19 protein-coding genes are annotated in these 21418 nt (G+C 37.5%); 13 read left to right on the plus strand and 6 right to left on the minus strand.

Going from position 1 to position 21418, the window contains the following annotated elements; genetic code table 11:
* Positions 1-123: 123 nt before the first annotated feature.
* The 3 genes from MTZ49_RS13645 (at position 124) to moaA (ending at position 4356) form a co-directional block, all read left to right on the plus strand.
* Positions 124-1737, plus strand: coding sequence for a GMC family oxidoreductase (locus MTZ49_RS13645; RefSeq protein WP_264746003.1), 1614 nt, complete (start codon positions 124-126; stop codon positions 1735-1737).
* A gap of 1 nt (position 1738) precedes the next feature.
* A complete protein-coding gene (locus tag MTZ49_RS13650) occupies positions 1739-3229 on the plus strand; it encodes an aldehyde dehydrogenase family protein (protein ID WP_264746004.1) in 1491 nt (496 codons plus the stop codon).
* A 152-nt stretch (positions 3230-3381) separates the two neighbouring features.
* Positions 3382-4356: a GTP 3',8-cyclase MoaA gene (moaA, locus tag MTZ49_RS13655; protein WP_264746005.1), complete on the plus strand. Its 975-nt coding sequence runs from the start codon at positions 3382-3384 to the stop codon at positions 4354-4356.
* A gap of 1 nt (position 4357) precedes the next feature.
* Here the strand turns inward: moaA and mog are convergent, their stop codons facing one another.
* Genes mog through moaD form a run of 5 tightly spaced genes read right to left on the minus strand, consistent with a single transcriptional unit; the run spans position 4358 to position 7452 of the window.
* Positions 4358-4927, minus strand: coding sequence for a molybdopterin adenylyltransferase (gene mog / locus MTZ49_RS13660; protein ID WP_264746006.1), 570 nt, complete (start codon positions 4925-4927; stop codon positions 4358-4360).
* Between the two features lie 5 nt (positions 4928-4932).
* Positions 4933-6138 (minus strand): gephyrin-like molybdotransferase Glp, encoded by a 1206-nt coding sequence (gene glp / locus MTZ49_RS13665; RefSeq protein WP_264746007.1) that lies wholly within the window; start codon positions 6136-6138, stop codon positions 4933-4935.
* Between the two features lie 9 nt (positions 6139-6147).
* On the minus strand, positions 6148-6741 hold the full coding sequence (gene mobA, locus MTZ49_RS13670; RefSeq protein WP_264746008.1) for a molybdenum cofactor guanylyltransferase MobA: 594 nt from the start codon (positions 6739-6741) through the stop codon (positions 6148-6150).
* Complete coding sequence (locus MTZ49_RS13675; protein ID WP_264746009.1) at positions 6741-7199, minus strand: molybdenum cofactor biosynthesis protein MoaE; 459 nt, start codon at positions 7197-7199, stop codon at positions 6741-6743. The genes mobA and MTZ49_RS13675 overlap by 1 nt, the downstream gene beginning before the upstream one ends.
* 1 nt (position 7200) lies before the next feature.
* The gene (gene moaD, locus MTZ49_RS13680) at positions 7201-7452 is read right to left on the minus strand and encodes a molybdopterin converting factor subunit 1 (protein ID WP_264746010.1); all 252 of its coding nucleotides are present in this window, start codon (positions 7450-7452) and stop codon (positions 7201-7203) included.
* A 158-nt stretch (positions 7453-7610) separates the two neighbouring features.
* On the opposite strand from moaD, the gene moaC reads away from it, so the two are divergent.
* Genes moaC through MTZ49_RS13700 form a run of 4 tightly spaced genes read left to right on the plus strand, consistent with a single transcriptional unit; the run spans position 7611 to position 11094 of the window.
* A complete protein-coding gene (moaC, locus tag MTZ49_RS13685) occupies positions 7611-8090 on the plus strand; it encodes a cyclic pyranopterin monophosphate synthase MoaC (RefSeq protein WP_264746011.1) in 480 nt (159 codons plus the stop codon).
* A 4-nt stretch (positions 8091-8094) separates the two neighbouring features.
* A complete protein-coding gene (locus MTZ49_RS13690; RefSeq protein WP_264746012.1) occupies positions 8095-9996 on the plus strand; it encodes a histidine kinase in 1902 nt (633 codons plus the stop codon).
* Positions 9993-10649, plus strand: a complete 657-nt coding sequence (locus MTZ49_RS13695; protein WP_264746013.1) for a response regulator — start codon at positions 9993-9995, stop codon at positions 10647-10649. Before MTZ49_RS13690 ends, MTZ49_RS13695 begins: the two co-directional genes overlap by 4 nt.
* A gap of 13 nt (positions 10650-10662) precedes the next feature.
* Positions 10663-11094 carry a pyrimidine dimer DNA glycosylase/endonuclease V gene (locus MTZ49_RS13700; protein WP_264746014.1) on the plus strand — a complete coding sequence of 144 codons (432 nt, stop codon included), beginning with the start codon at positions 10663-10665 and terminating at the stop codon, positions 11092-11094.
* A gap of 7 nt (positions 11095-11101) precedes the next feature.
* On the opposite strand, the gene MTZ49_RS13705 is transcribed toward MTZ49_RS13700, so the two are convergent.
* Entirely contained in the window at positions 11102-11851 is a 750-nt protein-coding gene (locus MTZ49_RS13705; RefSeq protein WP_264746015.1) for a HesA/MoeB/ThiF family protein, read from the minus strand.
* Positions 11852-12071: 220 nt separating this feature from the next.
* On the opposite strand from MTZ49_RS13705, the gene MTZ49_RS13710 reads away from it, so the two are divergent.
* Genes MTZ49_RS13710 through narI form a run of 6 tightly spaced genes read left to right on the plus strand, consistent with a single transcriptional unit; the run spans position 12072 to position 21397 of the window.
* Entirely contained in the window at positions 12072-13337 is a 1266-nt protein-coding gene (locus MTZ49_RS13710; protein ID WP_264746016.1) for an MFS transporter, read from the plus strand.
* A 16-nt stretch (positions 13338-13353) separates the two neighbouring features.
* Positions 13354-14736 (plus strand): NarK family nitrate/nitrite MFS transporter, encoded by a 1383-nt coding sequence (locus MTZ49_RS13715; protein WP_264746017.1) that lies wholly within the window; start codon positions 13354-13356, stop codon positions 14734-14736.
* A gap of 55 nt (positions 14737-14791) precedes the next feature.
* Positions 14792-18496, plus strand: coding sequence for a nitrate reductase subunit alpha (locus MTZ49_RS13720; RefSeq protein ID WP_264746018.1), 3705 nt, complete (start codon positions 14792-14794; stop codon positions 18494-18496).
* Positions 18497-18513: 17 nt separating this feature from the next.
* Positions 18514-20073: a nitrate reductase subunit beta gene (narH, locus tag MTZ49_RS13725; RefSeq protein ID WP_264746019.1), complete on the plus strand. Its 1560-nt coding sequence runs from the start codon at positions 18514-18516 to the stop codon at positions 20071-20073.
* Complete coding sequence (gene narJ, locus MTZ49_RS13730) at positions 20073-20714, plus strand: nitrate reductase molybdenum cofactor assembly chaperone (RefSeq protein ID WP_264746020.1); 642 nt, start codon at positions 20073-20075, stop codon at positions 20712-20714. Before narH ends, narJ begins: the two co-directional genes overlap by 1 nt.
* On the plus strand, positions 20711-21397 hold the full coding sequence (gene narI / locus MTZ49_RS13735; RefSeq protein WP_264746021.1) for a respiratory nitrate reductase subunit gamma: 687 nt from the start codon (positions 20711-20713) through the stop codon (positions 21395-21397). The genes narJ and narI overlap by 4 nt, the downstream gene beginning before the upstream one ends.
* The last annotated feature ends 21 nt before the right edge of the window (positions 21398-21418 follow it).

The following is a 21418-nucleotide window of genomic DNA, read 5'->3' on the forward strand; positions in this document are numbered from 1 at the left end:
CACCGTATTAATACTGCAACATTATCTAATATAAATAACCTGTTTGTTTAGATTTAAATGAAGTAAACCAACAAAAACTATTGTCCAACAAGACACATAATAATAAACAATTTAGAGGTTATAATGAACAAAAAGTATGATTTTATTGTTATTGGCGCGGGTTCTGCTGGTTGTGTTATTGCTACTAAAATAATTGAGCAAACAAATGCTACTGTACTATTACTAGAGGCTGGACCAAAAGATACTAATCCTTTTATTCACATGCCTGCTGGTATTCCTTTTGTTATGCAAAGCTGTACATGGGGTTATGTGACAGATCCTGAGCCTTTTGCTAACAATCGATGTATTCCTGTTCCTCAAGGTAAAGTAATGGGAGGTAGCAGCTCCATTAATGGTATGATCTATGTACGTGGTAATGCTCAAGACTATGACGATTGGCAACAAACTTATGGCTGTACAGGTTGGGGGTATAAAGATGTGCTCCCCTACTTTATCCAAGCAGAAAATAATGAAAGCTTATCTGGGTCTTATCACGGTACTAAAGGTCACTTATGGGTCAGTGAAAATCGTTATAGACATCCTTTAAGTATGGCGTACATACGCTCAGCACAAGAGTTAGGTTTTCCTTATGTAACAGACTTTAACGGTGCTGAACAAGCAGGTGCTGGCTACTTTCAAAGTACCACCCACTTGGGAAAACGTGCTAGTACAGCTTATGCCTATTTAAGTCGAGTTATCGATAATGATCGCCTTACAGTGGTTACTGATGCACTAACAGAACAAATCATTATAGAAAATGGTGAGGCTGTAGCTGTTCAATATAAACATAAACACAAGCAAACTATCACAGCACAGGCTAACCATGAAATTATTGTAACAGCAGGCGCAATGGGTACACCAAAAGTATTAATGCTCTCTGGTATAGGTCCCAAAGATCACCTACAAGAATTAGGGATTGAACTAAAAGTTGATAGCCCTAATGTCGGAAAAAACTACCAAGATCATCTACACCTTTCATTAAATGCTAAAACAGCTAATACACCTAGCCTATTACAAGAATCCAAAGGTCTTAAAAAAATTGCTAATGGCATTGAATGGTTAGCTTATAAACATGGTGTGGTTACTTCCAATATTCTAGAGTCTGGTGGTTTCTTTGATTTAGATGGTGACGGCAAACCCGAAACGCAGATTCATGCACTACCTGTCATTGATAACTTTGACAACTTAGATGCTAGAAAAGACTTAGATGGCGATGGTATTACCTTAAAACTAGGTCATGTATATCCCAAATCTCGTGGTGAAGTCTTGCTACGTAGTAAAGATCCTAACGATATGGTTCGTATTAAAGGTAACTATCTAGCAGAAGCAGATGATATGAGCGCTCAATTAAGGGCTGTAAAATTTGGTCTTAAATTCTTTGAAGCACCATCGTTAAAAAGTGTTGTAACTGAGGTAATAGCTCCTGACTCAAGCTATGATACAGATGAAAAACTAGAAGAGTTTATCAGACAATATTGTAAAACAGTATTTCACCCTATTGGTACTTGCCGAATGGGTTCCTCACTAGAAACATCGGTGGTTGACTTACAACTTAAAGTAAGAGGTGTCAGCAATTTAAGAGCTGCTGATAGCTCTGTTATGCCCCATATCACCAGTGGTAATACTAATGCTCCTGTCATCATGATTGCTGAGCGGGCTGCTGAGTTTATTATTACTGACTATAAAAAAGGAAACTAACATGACTGATATTAAAATACTACCAGAAGTTAAAGAATTTCTCGCTAAAGGCCATGCCCACTATATTAATGGTAAATTTTACAATACAGGTGAGCAACCAATAGATGTTATTAATCCAGCTACTGAAGAAATAGTCGCTAAAGTTCCTATGGCATCAGACAACGAAATAAACCAAGCTGTAACAAGCTCTTATAATGCTTTTAACGATATTTGGAAGATAGCTACACCAGAGACCAGACAAAATAGTCTATTAAAATTTGCAGAGGCATTAGCCAATCATAAAGAAGAATTAGCACAAATAGAAACACTTTGCACAGGTAAGTTGATTGATATTGCTCGTTTTGAAATTGATCAAAGCTGTTCTTTCTTACGCTACTATGCAGGTTGGGCAACAAAAATTACTGGTGAGACTGTTGCACAGACCTCTCAACCCTCAATAAATGGCGAACAATATACAGGTTTTACCCGTCGTGAACCCATTGGCGTAGTAGGTGGTATTATTCCTTGGAATTTCCCAGTAATGATTTCTATTTGGAAATTAGCCGCTGCACTCACTTGTGGCTGTACCATTGTTATTAAACCAAGTGAATTCACTCCTCTTTCTATGTTACGTGTTGCACAAATAGCTCATGAGGAAGCAGGCATTCCTGCTGGTGTTATCAACGTTATTAATGGTTTAGGTAATGTAGGCCAAGCACTAATAGACCATCCATCTATTGCTAAAATCAGTTTTACAGGTTCTATGTCTACGGGTGCTAAAATCGGTCAAGGTGCTGTTAAAAACAACATTAAGCGCTTTACTTTAGAACTAGGTGGTAAAAATGCTGCTGGCTTTTTAGGTGATGTTGATATTGATGAGGCTGTGCAAGGCATAATTGCAGCAGGATTATCACACCAAGGGCAAATTTGCGCCTCTGCTGAACGTTTCTATATTCACGAATCCATTATTGATAAAGTGACAGAAAAACTAATCAGCGCACTGACTAGCTGGAAAATTGGCTCACCACTAAACCCACAAAATCAATTTGGCCCACTATCCAATCGACCACATTTTGAAAAGATTCTCTCTTTCTTTGAAAAGGCAAAACAAGAAGGTGATCAAATCGTCTTTGGTGGCAAACAAGTAGAGGGTAAAGGTTATTATGTGTACCCCACTGTTATCCGTGCTAAAAATGAAAAAAGTGCTTTATTACACGAAGAAACATTTGGCCCTGTACTAACCCTATTCCCCTTTAAAACAGATGAAGAGTTAGTAAAACTAATGAACGATTCACCCTATGGTTTAACCGCCAGCGTTTGGACAAATAATCTAAGTAAAGCCATGCGCTTAGTGGCACAAGTTGAGGCGGGTACAGTATGGGTTAACATGCACCTCGCACTTGATCCTGCAATATCCTTTGGTGGCGCTAAAGGCTCTGGTGTTGGTCGTGAGTTTGGTAGTCATTTTATTGACGACTATACCGAACTAAAATCAGTTATTGTTCGTTATTAAACGTTCTAAATAAGGCTACTTAACGTAGCCTTATTTATTCTTATTAACTCTTTTCTAATACTAAATAGTTAGTTTTATCCTACTTATAGGGGAGTTGCTAAGGCCTTGTTTCCCACTATACTAATATAAAGTTATATATTATGGTTAGTGCTATGTTGACCGATGATTTTGGTAGAGATATTAGTTATTTAAGAGTGTCAGTAACTGATCGCTGTGATTTGCGGTGTAGTTATTGTATTCCTAAAGGCTTTAAAGATTTCGAAGTACCCAAAAACTGGTTAACCTTTGAAGAAATAGAGCGTGTAGTAAAAACATTTGCCAAATTAGGTACTAACCATTTTCGCCTAACGGGTGGAGAACCACTTCTTAGAAAGGACTTCGCTGAACTAGCCAATAATCTCTCTAAAATTGAAGGTGTTAATGATCTTTCTGTGACTACCAATGGTACACAATTAGTTAAGCATGCAGAAACACTTTATAAGGCTGGTGTTCATCGATTAAATGTTAGTTTAGATTCGCTACGTCGTGATTGTGTTGAACAAATCAGTGGTAGTGATAGCCTTAGTAAAGTTTTAAATGGCCTAGCAGCTGCCAAAAATGCTGGTTTTGATAAAATTAAAATCAATATGGTGCCTTTACCCAATCAAAATATTGGTGATATTGAGCAAATGATACAATTCTGTATCGAAAATAAGTTTATCTTACGTTTAATTGAGGTTATGCCCATGGGTGTTACTGGGCAAAACTCCCAATATGTTGATTTACAAAAAGTCATTGCTCAATTAAAACCTAAATTTGATCTAATGCCCTCTACTAAAATTATGGGTAGTGGCCCTGCTCGCTACTGGCAAACACCTGATGGTGAGTTTATTCTTGGCTTGATTACCCCCATGTCGCAACACTTTTGTGCAACTTGTAACAGAGTCAGGTTAGCGGTAGATGGTACACTTTATATGTGTCTAGGACAAAATCACAGTTTTGAATTACGCCCCCTATTACGGGATAACTGCAGTGATGATGAATTAGAATCAGCTATTAAGCAAGCTGTTAGATTAAAACCTGAGGCGCATAACTTTTTAGATAAACCTACTCAAATTATACGCATCATGTCTGCCACAGGTGGTTAAATCAACTATTCTTAGGTCTGAAAGCTTTTGAAACCTCAGCGTCAGTTTCAATAAATGGGCCACCTATTGCATCAATACATAATGGCACCGCAGCAAAAACACCATGTACTAATGTTTTTCCTTGTTCGTCTCTAACTCCCCCTAATGTTTCTCTGATCGCATTGGGTCTACCTGGTAAATTTAAGATTAAACTGTTTTTACGAATAACACCTACTTGTCTTGATAGAATTGCCGTAGGCACAAAATGTAAACTTACTTGGCGCATTTGCTCACCAAAACCAGGCATTAATCTATCTGCCACTGCTAATGTAGCATCAGGTGTAACATCGCGTGGATAAGGGCCTGTACCGCCCGTAGTAAGCACTAATGAACACTGATGTTCATCCACTAACTCAAGTAATGTTTTCTCAATTAAATCTTGTTCATCAGGAATTAAACGCTCAATATATTCTTTTGGATTCAGCACAGCCTCATCTAGCCATTCTCTTAGGCTAGGTAAACCTTTATCTTCATAAACGCCTGTACTGGCTCTATCACTTACTGAAACTAACCCTATTTTTATATGCTGCATAATCATTACACCTTGTAATCAAGAGGAAAGATCTTAACTAAATCATTTTCATTAACTGCTACATTTGCAGGGATTTCTGCTAATGCATCGGCTGTAATACAAGTTGCCAACATAGCAGAGCCTTGATTTTCTAGCTTCTCTGCCCAAAATCCTGCCTCATCATTGGCTAAGCCAATACGTAAAAATTCTCGTCTAGGCTGTACTTTATTGACCGCAAACTTGGTTTTGGCCATCATCGGCTTAACCATAGCATTGCTAGCTGACTCACCTGCAATAACCCTTAAAGCAGGTACAACTAATTGTTGAAAAGTAACCAATGAGCTAACAGGATTACCAGGTAACATAAATACTTTACTATCATCAATATTACCCCATGCAAATGGTTTGCCTGGTTTAATCGCTAGTTTCCAGAAAACTAACTCACCCAATTGCAGTATAGCTGCTCGCACATGGTCTTCTTCACCAACAGATACACCACCAGAAGTAATAATTACATCTGCCTTTTTACTTGCTTCGGCTAAAGCTTTCTCTGTTTGTTGTTGATTATCAGGTAAAATACCGCCATCAATAATATGATGAGGTGATTGCTGCAACCAACTCAATAATAAATAGCGGTTAGCGTCGTAGATTTTGCCTGTAGAAAGTGTTTGATTTGGCTCTATTAGCTCATTACCTGTGGAAAAAACATGGATAGTAAGTGGTTTATATACTTTAACTTGGCTATATCCTTGACTTGCCAATAGAGCAATTGCCGCGGGAACTAACCGTTGTTGAGCAGGCAATAGTTGTCCGCCTTTAGTTAACTCTTCACCACAATAACGAATATTTTGATCTTTCTTAACAGACGCTGTAGCTTTTAGAATATTACCTTCAACGATTGTATTTTCTTGTTGAATAACTGCAGTAGTTCCTTTAGGAATAGGTGCACCCGTAAAAATTCTTGCTGCTTGCCCTGTAGTTAAAGCAATATTTTCAGCAGTATCCCCTGCTGCAACTCGTTCAACAATTTGCCATTGTTCACAACCTGCAAGCTCTCCACCTACTGCATAACCATCCATTGCACTGTTATCAAACAATGGGGCGTTGTATTGTACAGGTACATCTTCTGCTAATATTAGGTTAGTTGCCTTTAATAAATCTAGTTGCTCTACTTTTGCAGTATGAGATAGCTTTTCTAATAACTCTTGTAATGCTTGATAATAATCTAACATGGTAACCTCTTATTGAAAGCTAGCTAAAGTCTCTAAATGGTTGATATTAGTAAAAGCTTGTTCATCTTCAAAAAATACTTCTACCGCATGATGACTAAAAATCCATGACTTTAAACTATATTTTTCATTAGCTAAATGATCAGCTAATTTATCATTTATATAAGGTTTACATAAGAAAATACTGGGATGTATACAGTTTTCAGTAGCTGCATAAGCAATTTCATTTTGTGGATCACTAAATAATGCTTTAGCCAATTGTGCCACTAAATCATTAGGTAAAAAGGGGGTATCACAAGGAACAACTTGAATAGCGTCTATATCTTTTGGTAATGCTTGAGTAGCACTTATAATACCGGCTAAAGGCCCCTTACCTTGCCAGATAGGATGATCAGTAAATACTGAATTCACTAGTGCTTGATAACTTTTAATATCCTCATTAGCACTGATAACTACTTCATCTAACTGTGGAGATAAATTATCTAATACATGCTGTACTAAAGGTTTACCTTGTAGTTTAAGTAGTCCTTTATTTTGTCTCCCAACACGTTGACCTTGACCACCTGCTAAAATTAATCCAATAATTTTATATTGTGAGTTAACCATTAATTAGACCACTGTTGTTTTTGTTTTGTATCTGACTCTTTTGCGACAACCCATTGACTAGTACCATTCTGGAAAAATTCTTTTTTCCAAAAAGGTGCCTCTGTTTTCAAGTAATCCATAATAAATTCAGTAGCATGGAAGGCTTCCTTACGATGTTTAGCGGCAACCATAACCAGAACTATATCCTCTCCTACTGCTAGTTTACCTATTCTATGAATAACTATACAGCTAGAAAAATGCCAGCGCTCTTGCGCTAATTGGATTATACGTTCTATTTCTTGTTCAGTAACTTGTGGAAAATGTTCTAAATAAAGATGGGACAATGGCTGTTGTTGATCATGACCTCTAACCATTCCTTTAAAGCTGACCATAGCACCACAGTCACTAGCAGTTGCTTGTAACTTGCGCTCTTCTTGTAAACTATTAAAAGGTTCTGTTTGTATGCTAACGGAGATCATTTTATCCACCTGTTACAGGAGGTAAAATAGCAACCTCATCACCTTCTTTAATAGCTACTGGCTGATATACAACTTGCTGATTAACCACTAGCCTAAAAACATTTTTTTCAGCTAAAGCTTCTGCCCAGACTTCATTTCTTTGTCTTAAGTCTTGTAGTAGCTTATCTGTAGTAAGCCCTTTTTCCCAATCAAGTTGTTCTTCTGTAGTATTTAAAGTTTCTTTTAGCGAACCAAAATAACGAATCTTAATCATAATAGAATATACCACCCTTTCCAAACTACTGGTAAGGATAATAAAATATTACTAGATAAACAACTCACCATTTGTCCTATGTAACTAACCACTTCGGCTAATTGCGTATAATGACATAGCGTGGTAATTTTTGTAATTTATACCTATAGGATAATTTTATGACAAAGCTGACTCATTTTGATGCTGCTGGGCAAGCACATATGGTTGACATTGCAGAAAAGCAACCTACTAAACGACAAGCGATAGCAACAGGCTCTATTCAGATGTCAGCAGAAGCATTCCAATTATTAGGTCATAATGCTAGTAAAAAGGGTGATGTATTAGGTATTGCCCGTATTGCAGCTATTCAAGGCGCTAAACAAACCTCTAATTTAATTCCTCTCTGCCACCCCTTACCATTAACACATGTTAGTGTGGAGTTTAATGCGGATGAAGCAAACTCATGTTTACACCTTCAAGTAACCGCAGAAACAGTTGGTAAAACAGGTGTGGAAATGGAAGCATTAAATGCTGTTTCTATTGGCCTATTAACTGTATATGATATGTTAAAAGCGGTAGATAAAAGTATGTGTATTCAGTCCATTCATCTATTAAAAAAAGAAGGTGGCAAAAGCGGCTTATGGCAAGCAACGGAATGATAAAATGATGAGAAGCACGTTAAGACGCCATAGTCTTTCTACTAAACTGCTAGTTTCAGTAGTGCTATGGGTTGTGTGCGCACTTATTTTTACAGGCTATACGCTTGCACTGTTGTGGCAATTAGAAAGTGGTGGCATTGCTATTAACGATGCTGGTAGCTTACGTATGAGGGTCTACCATATTGTTACATTATTATCCCAACAGCAGGATCAAACCGAGCTACAAAAAGAACAAGCAAACTTTGAACGTATTTTAGAGAACCTTAAAAGCCTTGATCGTAATAGTTTTTTATTGCCTAAAAATCCTAGTATAGATATTCAAATATTTAATATTAATCAGTCATGGCAAGAAAAAGTATTACCCCTCATCCATCACTATAATCAAGCTGGTTCAAAAATATTAACTAAAGACCTCGCCTATTTTGATCAATTTGTGGCTGATATTGATGCTTTAGTTAAATTTATTGAAGTACAAAATACCCAACATATTAGTTGGTTACGCTTTATCCAAAGCGTTTTAATTATGATGGTTATTTTCTCAGCATTTACAGCTATCTACCTCCTCTATCGGTTGGTAATTTTACCATTAAGCCGATTACAGGACGGTATTACTCATGTAAGCCATGGTGATCTATCTAAACGTATTACCATTACTAGCCGCGATGAGTTTGGTACGGTATCACTTGGCTTTAATAAAATGGCAAGCAATCTAGAAGACTTATATACTAACTTAGAACAAAAAGTGACGGAAAAAACTGCCGCACTAGAAGAAAAAAATCATGAACTTTCAGCGCTCTATGACATTACAGCCTTTCTTCATGAGTCTCACACACAAGAAATTATGACAGAAAGCTTTTTAAATAATATTATAGAACTCAGTGATGCTGATGCTGGTAGTATTCGCTTATTAGATGAAACTCACTATCGATTGAACTATATCGCCAGTCAGGGACTACCTGGAGAGCTATTAGCTTCACCTAAATGCAGTTCCATTACTGAATGTTTATGTGGTACAACTGCCACGCAAGAAAATGTTCAAGTATTTTATTTACCTGATACAAAACCAACAATTGCACATTGTATTAAAAATCATTTTAACCACTTTATCATTTTTCATATTCAACATAGTAACCATGAAATTGGTATTATGACGTTGTATTTTAAAACAGAGGATTTTCAATTATTACCACAAACTAAATATCTAATTGAAACACTAACAGGACAATTAGCAGTTGCATTAGAAAACCAACAATTAGCACTTAGTGATAAACAACTTGCTGTTATGAAAGAGCGTAACCTTATAGCACAGGGGCTACATGACAGTATTGCACAGTCTTTGTCTTTCCTTAATTTACAGGTTCAAATGCTACAAACAGCATTAGCTAACAATGAACTAACACAAGTAGAAAAAAATCTTAATTTTATTCAACAAGGTATCCAAGAGTCTTATGAAGATGTACGTGAATTATTATTAAATTTCAGAACACGTATTAACAAAGAAGACTTCAGCGAAGTAGTACAAAAGCTACTTGATCGTTTTAAGTTACAAACTAAAGTAGATGTACAAGTTACAAGCTCTGGTAATGGCCCTTCGCTTAATCCACAACAGCAACTACAGGTTACTTTTATTCTACAAGAAGCACTGTCTAATATTCGTAAACATGCTAAATGTAGTCTAGTAAAAGTTGCTTTTAAAAATGATGAACAATTTATAATGACCATCGCTGATAATGGCTGTGGCTTTGATAAAGAAGCTATTGAACGGAAAAAACCACGTCATGTTGGTATGTCAATTATGGCAGAACGCGCTGCGCAAATTTCTGCAACTATCGAAATTAACTCTATCCCTAATCAAGGGACTACAATAACACTTACTATTCCAAAAGAACAACGAGGCATTTTATGACAAATAATAAAACCAAGATTCTACTTGTTGATGATCATACCCTGTTTCGTAGTGGCCTACGTTTTCTCCTAGAAACACAAGATGATTTTGAAGTCATTGGTGAGGCAGCTGATGGTTTAGAAGGTATAAAACTTGCTGAATCACTTCACCCTGATGTTGTATTACTTGATTTAGATATGCCGATTATGGGAGGCAGAGAAGCTCTTCCACAACTATTAAGTACTCAACCTGGTCTTGCTGTATTAGTGTTAACTGTTTCTGAAGATGGTAGTGATCTTACTGAATGTATGCGCATAGGTGCCAGAGGCTATTTACTGAAAAATATAAACTCTGATTTTTTACTCAACAGCATTCGTAAAGCAGTAGATGGTGATAGTGTTTTATCTCCAGAAATGACTACTAAATTAATCACACAATTACGAGCCCCTACGACTCAAGATATTGACAAGCTTTATGAAACATTAACACCTAGAGAAAAAGAAACCTTAGCATGGCTTACTAAAGGAGTTAGTAATAAAGAAATCGCCCGTTCATTAGATTTAACTGAAAGCACCATAAAAGTACATGTTCAAAATGTATTAAGAAAGCTTAACTTACATAGCCGTGTACAAGCAGCAGTTTATGCTATTGAACATGGTTTAGATAAACTTTAAGGCTAGTTAATCTATGCGCTTGTGGACAGTACATCCTCAATATTTAGATACTAAAGGGTTATTAGCTGCCTGGCGAGAAGGTCTGTTAGCACAAAAAGTATTATTGGGTGAAACTAAGGGTTACACTAATCACCCACAACTCTTTAGATTTAAAAATCATCCAGAACCATTACAGGCAATAGGTGCCTTTTTGACAGAAATTGCTAATGAAGCAACAAAAAGAAACTATTGCTTTGATAAAACAAAAATTCTTTACCCCAATCCTACTCTAGAAATTACTGAAACCACTGGTCAATTAAATTATGAATGGCAGCATTTATTAAAAAAGCTAGCCATACGTAGCCCTCAATTATTTGCAGAGTACAAAGAAATTTTAACACCTAAGCAACATCCCTTGTTTACATTGGTAACTGGAGATGTACAACCATGGGAGATAGTAAACTAATCACTAACTAATGCTGCTTACCACACACCTTACAATTCGGATTTCGTTGAAATTTAACAGGATAATGGTTTAAGTCTAAGGCATCATAGTTTTGCATTATACCTACAGGCGTTGTTCCAATTTCTGCCACTATTTTTAATGCTTCTGCTGCTTGTTTAGCACCAATAACACCAACTAAAGGTGCAAATACACCAGAGGCAGCACAGCTTTCTTGTGCTATATCATCGCCATCAAATATGCAAGCATAACAGGGCGATTCCTCATTGCGAGGATCAAATACACTTAACTGTCCCTCAAAACGAATAGCAGAACCAAATACCAGTGGAGTTTTAGTGATTACTGAAGCTTGATTTATTGCCTTACGGGTTGCAAAATTATCACTACAATCTAAAACAACATCATGTTCATTACAAAGCTCAATTAATTCATCTAACTCAAGACGTTTAACTAAAGCAGTTATATTTACTTCCTTATTTTGTTGAAAAATATAGCGTGCCATGGCCTCCACTTTAGATTGGCCAATATTTTGTTTGGTATAATGGGTTTGTCTCTGTAAGTTAGAAAAATCTACCTTATCATCATCAGCAATAGTTAGTTGTCCTATTCCTGCTGAAGCTAAAAAAGGAATAGCCGCACATCCTAAACCACCACAACCAACTACCAATATTTTACTGTCTAATATTCTTTGTTGTCCCTCTATACCTAACTGCGGTAATAAAATATGTCTACTGTAGCGCAATAATTGTTGATCATTCATAAATAATTAATCACATTAAAATCAGTGTTTCTATTAAAACCATAATAATCAATTTTTACTATTGTCCATAAGCATAAATAACTATTTTATAAACTAGGCCAAAGTGATTAGTCCCTTATAAACCAAGCTACTAAAGTCTACTGGGCTTTTGACCAATTGGTTATTATCATTAAAAAACGTAAGGTATACAGTAACAATTTCAGCCTGATGGTGTACTACAATGGTTAAGCAAAATTATAAGCCTTATATTGTACTTAGTTCTAGCACAGTTTCCTTTACTGTCTGCTTTATGATCTGGATGATGTTTGCTGTTATCGGTGTTCCACTTAAAAACCAGCTTGGTTTAACTGAAACACAATTTGGTATTTTAACTGCCCTTCCTGTTTTATCTGGTTCACTTATTCGTATCCCACTAGGTATTTGGACTGACCGTTTTGGCGGCAGAATAGTATTCTTCATCTTAATGATGAGTTGTGTTATCCCTATCTTCTTACTGCAATATGCAACAGCTTATTGGCAACTTCTTGTTATTGGTTTATTTGTTGGCTTAGCAGGAGGTTCATTCTCAGTAGGTACTCCTTATGTTGCCCGTTGGTTTACTAAAGATCGCCAAGGTCTCGCAATGGGTATCTTTGGTGCAGGCAATGCAGGCGCAGCAGTCAATAAATTAATTGCCCCTACAATTGTGGCCGTTTGGGGCTGGCAGATGGTTCCTAATGTGTATGCCATTGTCATGCTAGTTACTGCTATCTTATTTTTTGTTTTTAGTTATAGCAAACCTGAACATATTGTTTCATCTACTACAGTAACATTAAGACAACAACTAGCCATGATGAAAGATCCTGCTGTATTACGCTATTGCCAGTACTACTCTGTGGTATTTGGAGGCTATGTTGGTTTATCTTTATGGATGGTTCACTATTATGTGGATGAGTATGGTTTTACTTTAACTACTGCTGCATTCTTAGCCGCATGTTTCTCATTACCCGGTGGTGTATTACGTGCCTTTGGTGGTTGGTTATCTGATAAGTATGGTGCCTATAAAATTACTTGGGCAGTAATGTGGGTTTGTTTAGTTGTATTTTTTATTCTCTCTTACCCTCAAACCAAAATGTTAATTGGTACTGTAAATCCAGATGAGCCTTTAAGTATGACTATCGGTATTAACGCTTTCTGGTTCACTGTTCTATTATTCTTTGCTGGTATCGCCATGGCGATTGGTAAAGCCTCTGTATTTAAATTTATCTCTGATGAGTTTTCAGACAATATAGGTACTGTATCTGGTGTAGTAGGGCTTGCTGGCGGTTTAGGCGGTTTCTTGCTGCCAATCATGTTTGGTGCACTTGTTGATATTACAGGTATTCGCTCTAGTTCCTTTATGCTTCTATTCGGTACTGTTGCCGTTAGTTTGATTTGGATGCACTTCTCATTTAAATCAATGCAAATAAAGAATTTACAAAAATCTGGCAAATTAGCTTCTAACTAATAAATAGGAAAAGCACATGGCTAAAGTACTCACTCAATGGAATCCTGAAGATCCAAAATTTTGGGAACAACAAGGGCGCTCCATTGCCCGACGTAATCTATGGATATCAATTCCAGCATTACTACTCGCCTTCGCTGTTTGGCAACTGTGGAGTGTTGTTGTCGTTTATCTACCCCGTATAGGCTTTAACTATACGCCTAATGAACTTATGTGGTTAACTGCTTTACCTGCCCTCTCTGGTGCTACGCTAAGAATCTTCTATTCTTTTATGGTACCTATTTTTGGTGGTAGACGTTGGACAGCCGTCTCAACTGCTAGCTTATTAATTCCTACTGTTGGTTTAGGTATCTGTATTCAAGATCCAACTACTAGCTTTTCAACTATGGCTATTCTTGCCTTACTTTGTGGCTTTGGTGGTGCTAACTTTAGTTCATCAATGGCTAATATTGGCTACTTTTTCCCAAAAGCAGAAAAAGGTAGTGCTACTGGTTTAAATGCAGGTTTAGGTAACCTTGGCGTTTCCGCAGTACAGTTTATTGTACCATTGGTGATTGGCATTGGTATTTTTGGTGCCATTGCTGGTGGCCCACAAACTTGGACACATGATGGTGCTACTTCTTATTTATGGTTACAAAACGCAGGTTTTGTTTGGGTTCCATTTATTAGTTTAGTGGTTATTTTTGCTTGGTTTGGTATGAATGATATCGCTTCAGCTAAAGCTTCTTTTGCAGATCAAGCAACCATTTTTAAACGTAAACATAATTGGATTATGTGTTGGCTTTATGTGGGTACTTTTGGATCATTTATTGGTTTCTCTGCTGCTTTACCTTTACTGATTAAACATGAATTTCCTGCTGTTAATCCTTTAACCTATGCATTTTTAGGCCCATTATTAGGTTCTATCTTCCGTGTATTTGGTGGTTTCTTATCTGACAAAATTGGCGGCGCACGTGTAACACAATGGAGCTTCATTGCTATGATCCTTTGTGTGGGTGCTGTTTTATTCTTCTTACCTCATCAAGGACAAGGCGGTAACTTTGCAGGCTTCTTAATTAGCTTCCTCTTATTATTTGCCTTTGTTGGCGTGGGTAATGGTTCTACTTTTGCCCAAGTACCCAATATCTTTATACAGTTTCATAAACGCTTAGCAGCAGGCAAAGGTGAAGATGCTCAAAAACATGCCATGCTTAATGCAAATAAAGAGTCAGGTGCAGTATTAGGTTTTATTGGAGCAATTGGTGCTTATGGTGGCTTTGCTATCCCTAGAATCAATGGTATGTCTATTGATCAAACTGGTTCCATTGCAATGGCATTCTATTGTTTCATAGGTTTTTATATAACTTGTGTACTAATTAATTGGTGGTTCTACGCGCGTAAAAATGCTGAAGCACCTTGCTAATTAAATAATAATTAATAGATTTGATAGATTAAAAATTCCGTGATTAGGAGATATTATGAGCCATTTACTAGATCGTTTAAACTTCTTTGGGAAGGTAAAAAGTACCTTCTCTAATGGCCATGGTGCTGTTGTTGAAGAAGATAGAAAATGGGAGGACGCTTATCGCCAACGTTGGCAACATGACAAGATTGTTCGTTCAACCCATGGTGTTAACTGTACAGGTTCTTGTAGCTGGAAAGTTTATGTTAAAAACGGCTTAATTACTTGGGAAACTCAGCAAACCGACTATCCCCGTACACGCCCTGATTTACCTAACCATGAGCCTCGTGGTTGCCCACGTGGTGCATCTTATAGCTGGTATGTCTACTCTGCACAACGGGTTAAATACCCTATGTTACGTGGACAAATGGCCAAGTTATGGCGAGAAGCTCGTAAAACGAAAGATCCTATTGCTGCATGGGAATATATTAGCCAAACTCCAGAGCTAGCAAAATCTTATAAATCACGTCGTGGCTTAGGTGGCTTTGTTCGCTCTAACTGGGATGAAGTGAATGAGATTATTGCAGCGGCTAATAATTTCACTGTAAAAAACTTTGGACCTGACCGTGTTATTGGCTTCTCGCCTATCCCTGCTATGTCAATGGTAAGTTACGCAGCAGGTTCTCGTTATTTATCATTAATTGGTGGTGTGCCTCTCTCCTTCTATGACTGGTACTGTGACTTACCTCCAGCAAGCCCTCAAGTATGGGGTGAACAAACTGACGTAGCTGAATCAGCCGATTGGTATAACTCTACTTACCTAATGGTATGGGGTTCTAACGTACCAATGACACGTACCCCAGATGCTCACTTCTATACAGAAGTTCGGTATAAAGGTACTAAAACCGTAGCCGTTTCTTCAGACTTTGGTGAAATGGCCAAGTTTGGTGATATTTGGTTAGCGCCTAAACAAGGTACCGATGCCGCTTTAGCAATGGCAATGGGGCATGTAATTTTAAAAGAATTCCATCTTGATAATCCTTCTGAGTATTTCTCTGACTACTGTCGTCAATACACTGACATGCCAATGTTAGTCATGTTAAAAGAGCAAGATGGAAAATATATTCCTGACTATTTCTTACGTGCTAGTCATTTAGCCAATAACTTAGACGAAGAAAATAATCCTGATTGGAAAACCTTAGTTATTGACGAAAATACTGGTGATATTGTTGCACCTAAAGGTTCTGTAGGTTTCCGTTGGGGACAATCTGGTAAATGGAATCTACAAGAGCAAGATGGCAAAGATCGTGAAATTAAAGCGCAACTTTCTTTATTCAATAAACACGACCAAGCTACTCCTGTTGCTTTCAGCTACTTTGCTGGAGATGAACACAGCGAGCAAATCGTTCGCAATGTACCTACTAAAACCATTACCTTAGCAGATGGTACGCAAGCATTAGTTACTACTGTTTTTGACTTATCGATAGCTAACTATGGTATTGATCGTGGTTTAGGTGGCGGTAATGTTGCTAAAGATTATATGGATGATGTTCCATATACACCTAAATGGCAACAAAAACATACTGGTGTTAAACCAGAAATGGTTATTCAAGTAGCGCGTGAGTTTGCTGAAAACGCAGATAAGACCCATGGTAAGAGCATGGTAATTGTCGGAGCTGCATTAAACCACTGGTATCACATGGATATGACTTATCGTGGCATTATCAATATGTTGATGATGTGTGGTTGTATTGGACAAAGTGGCGGTGGTTGGGCTCACTATGTAGGCCAAGAAAAACTACGCCCACAAACAGGTTGGACTCCCCTAGCCTTTGGTCTAGACTGGCACCGTCCATCACGTCAAATGAATGGTACTTCTTTCTTCTATGCTCACACAAGCCAATGGCGCCATGAAAAATTAGGTGTTAATGAAATTATTGCACCTACTGCCAGCAGTGAACTCACCAAAATGGCGTTAATTGATTACAACGCTAAAGCTGAGCGCATGGGTTGGTTACCTTCTGCCCCACAACTAGCCACTAACCCATTAGAAATAACCAAACAAGCTAATGCCAATGGTGAAGATCCTATTCAATATGCAGTTAATGGATTAAAAAATGGTTCGTTAGATATGTCATGTAATGACCCAGATAATCCTGTTAACTTCCCACGCAATATGTTTGTATGGCGCTCTAATATTTTAGGTTCTTCGGGCAAAGGCCATGAATATTTCCTAAAATATTTATTAGGTACTCAAAATGCCGTTATTTCTGAAGAAGAAAACTGTATTAAACCAACTGAAATTACTGTTCGCCCTGCTGTAGAAGGCAAATTAGATTTATTAGTAGTACTTGATTTCCGTATGTCTACTACTTGCCTGTATGGTGATATTGTATTACCTACCGCTACTTGGTATGAAAAAGATGACTTAAATACTTCTGATATGCATCCTTTTATTCACCCATTAAGTGAAGCAGTACAACCTTTATGGCAAAGCAAAACTGACTGGGAAATTTATAAAGGTATTGCCAAGAAGTTCTCTGAACTAGGTAAAGACTACTTAGGTGTACAAAAAGACCTTGTATTAACACCGCTAATGCATGATACACCTCAAGAACTAGGCCAAGCGTTTGATGTTAAAGACTGGAAAAAAGGTGAATGTGAACCTATTCCAGGTAAAACAATGCCAGCTATGACTGTAGTTGAACGTGATTATGGTGCTATTTATCAAAAATATACTTCTATCGGCCCATTATTAGAGAAAATAGGTAATGGTGGTAAAGGTATTAGCTGGGATACTAAGCATGAAGTTGATATCTTACGTGGTTTAAACAGTGTTGTTCAAGAAGGTGTAGCACAAGGTCAACCTAAACTAAATACGGCTATTGATGCAGCTGAGATGATTTTAACACTGGCGCCAGAAACTAATGGTCATATTGCTGTTAAAGCATGGGGCGCACTCTCTAAAATCACTGGTATTGATCATACACATCTTGCTAAGCCACGTGAACATGACAGTATTCGTTTTAGAGATATTCAAGCACAGCCTCGCAAAATTATCTCCTCTCCTACATGGTCAGGTTTAGAAAGTGAAGAAGTGAGTTATAACGCTGGTTATACCAATGTCCATGAGCTTATACCATGGCGCACTATCACTGGCCGTCAGCAGTTCTATCAAGATCATCAATGGATGCGTAGCTTTGGTGAAGAACTTTGTGTTTACAAACCTGCTGTAGACTTAAAAACTACTAAGAAAGTCTTAGGCCAGCATAGTAATGGTAATCCAGAAGTTGTTCTTAACTTTATTACACCTCATCAAAAATGGGGTATCCATAGTACCTATTCAGACAATATAAGAATGCTTACCCTATCCCGTGGTGGCCCGCATGTTTGGATATCTGAAATAGACGCTCAAAAAGCGGGTATTGTTGATAATGACTGGATCGAAGTATTTAATCTAAACGGTACATTGACCGCTCGTGTAATTGTGAGCCAGCGTGTACCTGAAGGCATGACACTTATGTATCATGCCCAAGAAAAAATCGTGAACGTTCCTGGTGCAGAAGTTTCTGGCAAACGTGGAGGTATCCATAACTCAGTAACTCGTACAGTACTTAAACCAACCCATATGATCGGTGGTTATGCGCAACTTGCTTATGGCTTTAACTATTACGGTACAGTAGGCTCAAACCGCGATGAGTTTGTAGTAGTTAGAAAAATGAAGAAAGTTGATTGGTTAGAACAAGCCGATACCGTACAACAACCTAAAGTCGAGTTATAAGAGAAGAGGATTAGCTGATGAAAATTAGAGCACAAATCGGCATGGTGTTAAACCTTGATAAATGTATCGGTTGTCATACCTGTTCCGTAACTTGTAAAAACGTATGGACTAGCCGTGACGGTGTGGAATACGCATGGTTTAACAACGTAGAAACCAAACCTGGTATTGGTTTTCCTAAAGAATGGGAAAACCAAGAAAAATATAACGGTGGTTGGGTACTTAAGGGTGGTAAATTACAACCTAAACAAGGTGGTAAGTTAAAAATCTTAGGTAATATTTTTGCTAACCCAAACTTGCCACAAATCGATGAGTATTATGAACCTTTTACCTATGATTATGAGCGTTTACAAAATGCACCAGATGTAAAAACCCCTCCTACAGCTCGCCCAGTTTCTGTTTTAACAGGCAAGAAAATGGACAAAATTGAATGGGGTCCAAACTGGGAAGATGACTTAGGTGGAGAGTTCAAGAAACGTGCTAAAGATATGTTATTTGAAGGTATTCAAAAAGAGATTCACTCTACTTTTGAAAATACGTTTATGATGTATTTACCACGTTTATGTGAACACTGTTTGAATCCTACCTGTGTAGCTAGTTGCCCATCAGGTTCTATTTATAAGCGTGAAGATGATGGTATCGTTCTTATTGACCAAGATAAATGTCGTGGTTGGAGAATGTGTATTTCTGGCTGCCCTTATAAAAAGATTTACTATAACTGGACATCAGGTAAAGCTGAAAAATGTACCTTCTGTTATCCACGTATTGAAGGTGGTCAACCTACGGTATGTTCTGAAACTTGTGTGGGTCGTATTCGTTATCTTGGTGTATTACTTTATGATGCGGATAAAATTGAAGCAGCTGCATCAGTTGAAAACACTCAAGACTTATATGAATCTCAACTAGGTGTATTTTTAGATCCAAACGATCCAAAAGTTATTGAAGAAGCACTTAAACAAGGTATTTCTCAAAGCTGGTTAGATGCCGCACAAAAATCACCTGTTTATAAAATGGCAATGGAATGGAAAGTGGCCTTCCCTCTTCATCCTGAATACCGTACTTTACCAATGGTTTGGTATATCCCACCTTTATCTCCTATTCAATCAGCAATGGAGAATGGTCTAATTGGTGAAAACGGTATTATTCCTGATGTTAAAGATTTACGTATTCCTTTACGTTATTTAGCTAACTTGTTAACTGCTGGTAAAGAAGAACCTGTTTTAAAAGCTCTAGAAACAATGATTGCTATGCGTCGTTATATGCGTAGTAAATCTGTTGATAAACAAGCTGATGTGTCTACTTTAAAAAGTACTCATTTGTCACCTGCGCAAGTAGATGAAATGTATCAAATTATGGCTATTGCTAATTATGAGGATAGATTTGTTATTCCTACCTCTCATAAAGAAATGGTTGAAACAGCATTTAATGACAAAGGTTCTTGTGGCTTTACATTTGGCAATGGCTGTTCAGATGGTGCTAGCAAACCTAGTCTATTTGGCAAGAAAAAAGCCTCTCCTATTATCTTCAGTGATGCAATGCAAGATCGTGAGGCTAATAGAAACAAGGAGAGTAATAGCTAATGGCAATCTACAAAATAATCTCTGTATTACTTTGTTATCCTGAACAGGATTTGCTTGATAGTATTCCCACTATCAAGCAACTACTAGCAGATGAAAAAGTAGCTACTCATCAGTTAACGCCTTTGCTAACTGAATTAACTACAACTGACATCATCACCTTGCAAGAGAATTATGTACAGACTTTTGACCGCACACCTACACACTCTTTGCATTTGTTTGAACATATCCATGGTGAAGACCGCATTCGTGGTCAAGCAATGGTAGATTTAATGGAAGAATACAAATCAGCAGGTTTTGAAGTAGTTTCGGATGAATTACCTGATTATTTACCATTATTTCTAGAATTTCTAACTATTTGTGATGAAGATAAAGCAACAGCCCTATTAGGTGAAGCTATTGATGTTATTAGCCATCTTGGTAATAAACTAGCTGCTGACAACTCTGTGTATGCTGGTATTTTTCAAGTGTTGGAATCACTTTCACCTGTCAAACCAAAACCTTTAACTACTCCTCCCATACGGGATATGGATGAGGCTTTAGAAAAATTCGGCCCTAATCCCGAAGGTATAGAGCCACTTTTACAAATAAATAGCTCCAACGCCTGTATGGCCAGTACTACTTTAGAGAGGCAAGCAAAATGAATTATATTGATAAATTTGTATTTGGAATCTATCCATATATTGCCATGAGTATTTTTATTGTAGGTTGTTTAGTTCGCTTTGAACGGGAACAATACTCTTGGAAAAGTGAATCAAGCCAGTTACTTTATGCAGGGCAATTACGTTTAGGCAATATTTTATTCCATGTGGGTATTTTAGGCCTATTCTTTGGACATTTAGTAGGCTTATTAACTCCAGTAGTGGTTTGGGATACACTTGGTATTAGCCACTCATTCAAACAAGTAGTAGCTATGACAGCTGGTGGCATAATGGGTACTATGTGTTTAGTGGGATTAGTTATTCTAATCCATCGTCGCTTTACCTGTGACCGATTACTAGCCAATAGTACTTGGCGTGATAAGTTAGTTTTGATTTGGCTATTAATTACCTTGTTACTTGGCCTTAGTACTATTGTTGTATCTTCCCAACATTTAGATGGTCATGAAATGGTATTACTAATGACTTGGGCACAACATATCGTAACTTTCCGTGGTGATGCGGCTAGTTTTATCGCTGAAGCATCTATCATCTTCAAATTACATATATTTATGGGGATGGGGTTATTTGTAATTTTCCCTTTTACAAGACTAGTTCATGTTTTTAGTGGCTTTGCTGCTGTCACTTATATAACACGTGCATGGCAACTTGTAAGGCCTCGTTCTTAGCATTTCACTTAGTACCCACCA

It is taken from the genome of Entomomonas sp. E2T0 (genome assembly GCF_025985425.1).
In the GTDB taxonomy this organism is placed as follows: domain Bacteria; phylum Pseudomonadota; class Gammaproteobacteria; order Pseudomonadales; family Pseudomonadaceae; genus Entomomonas.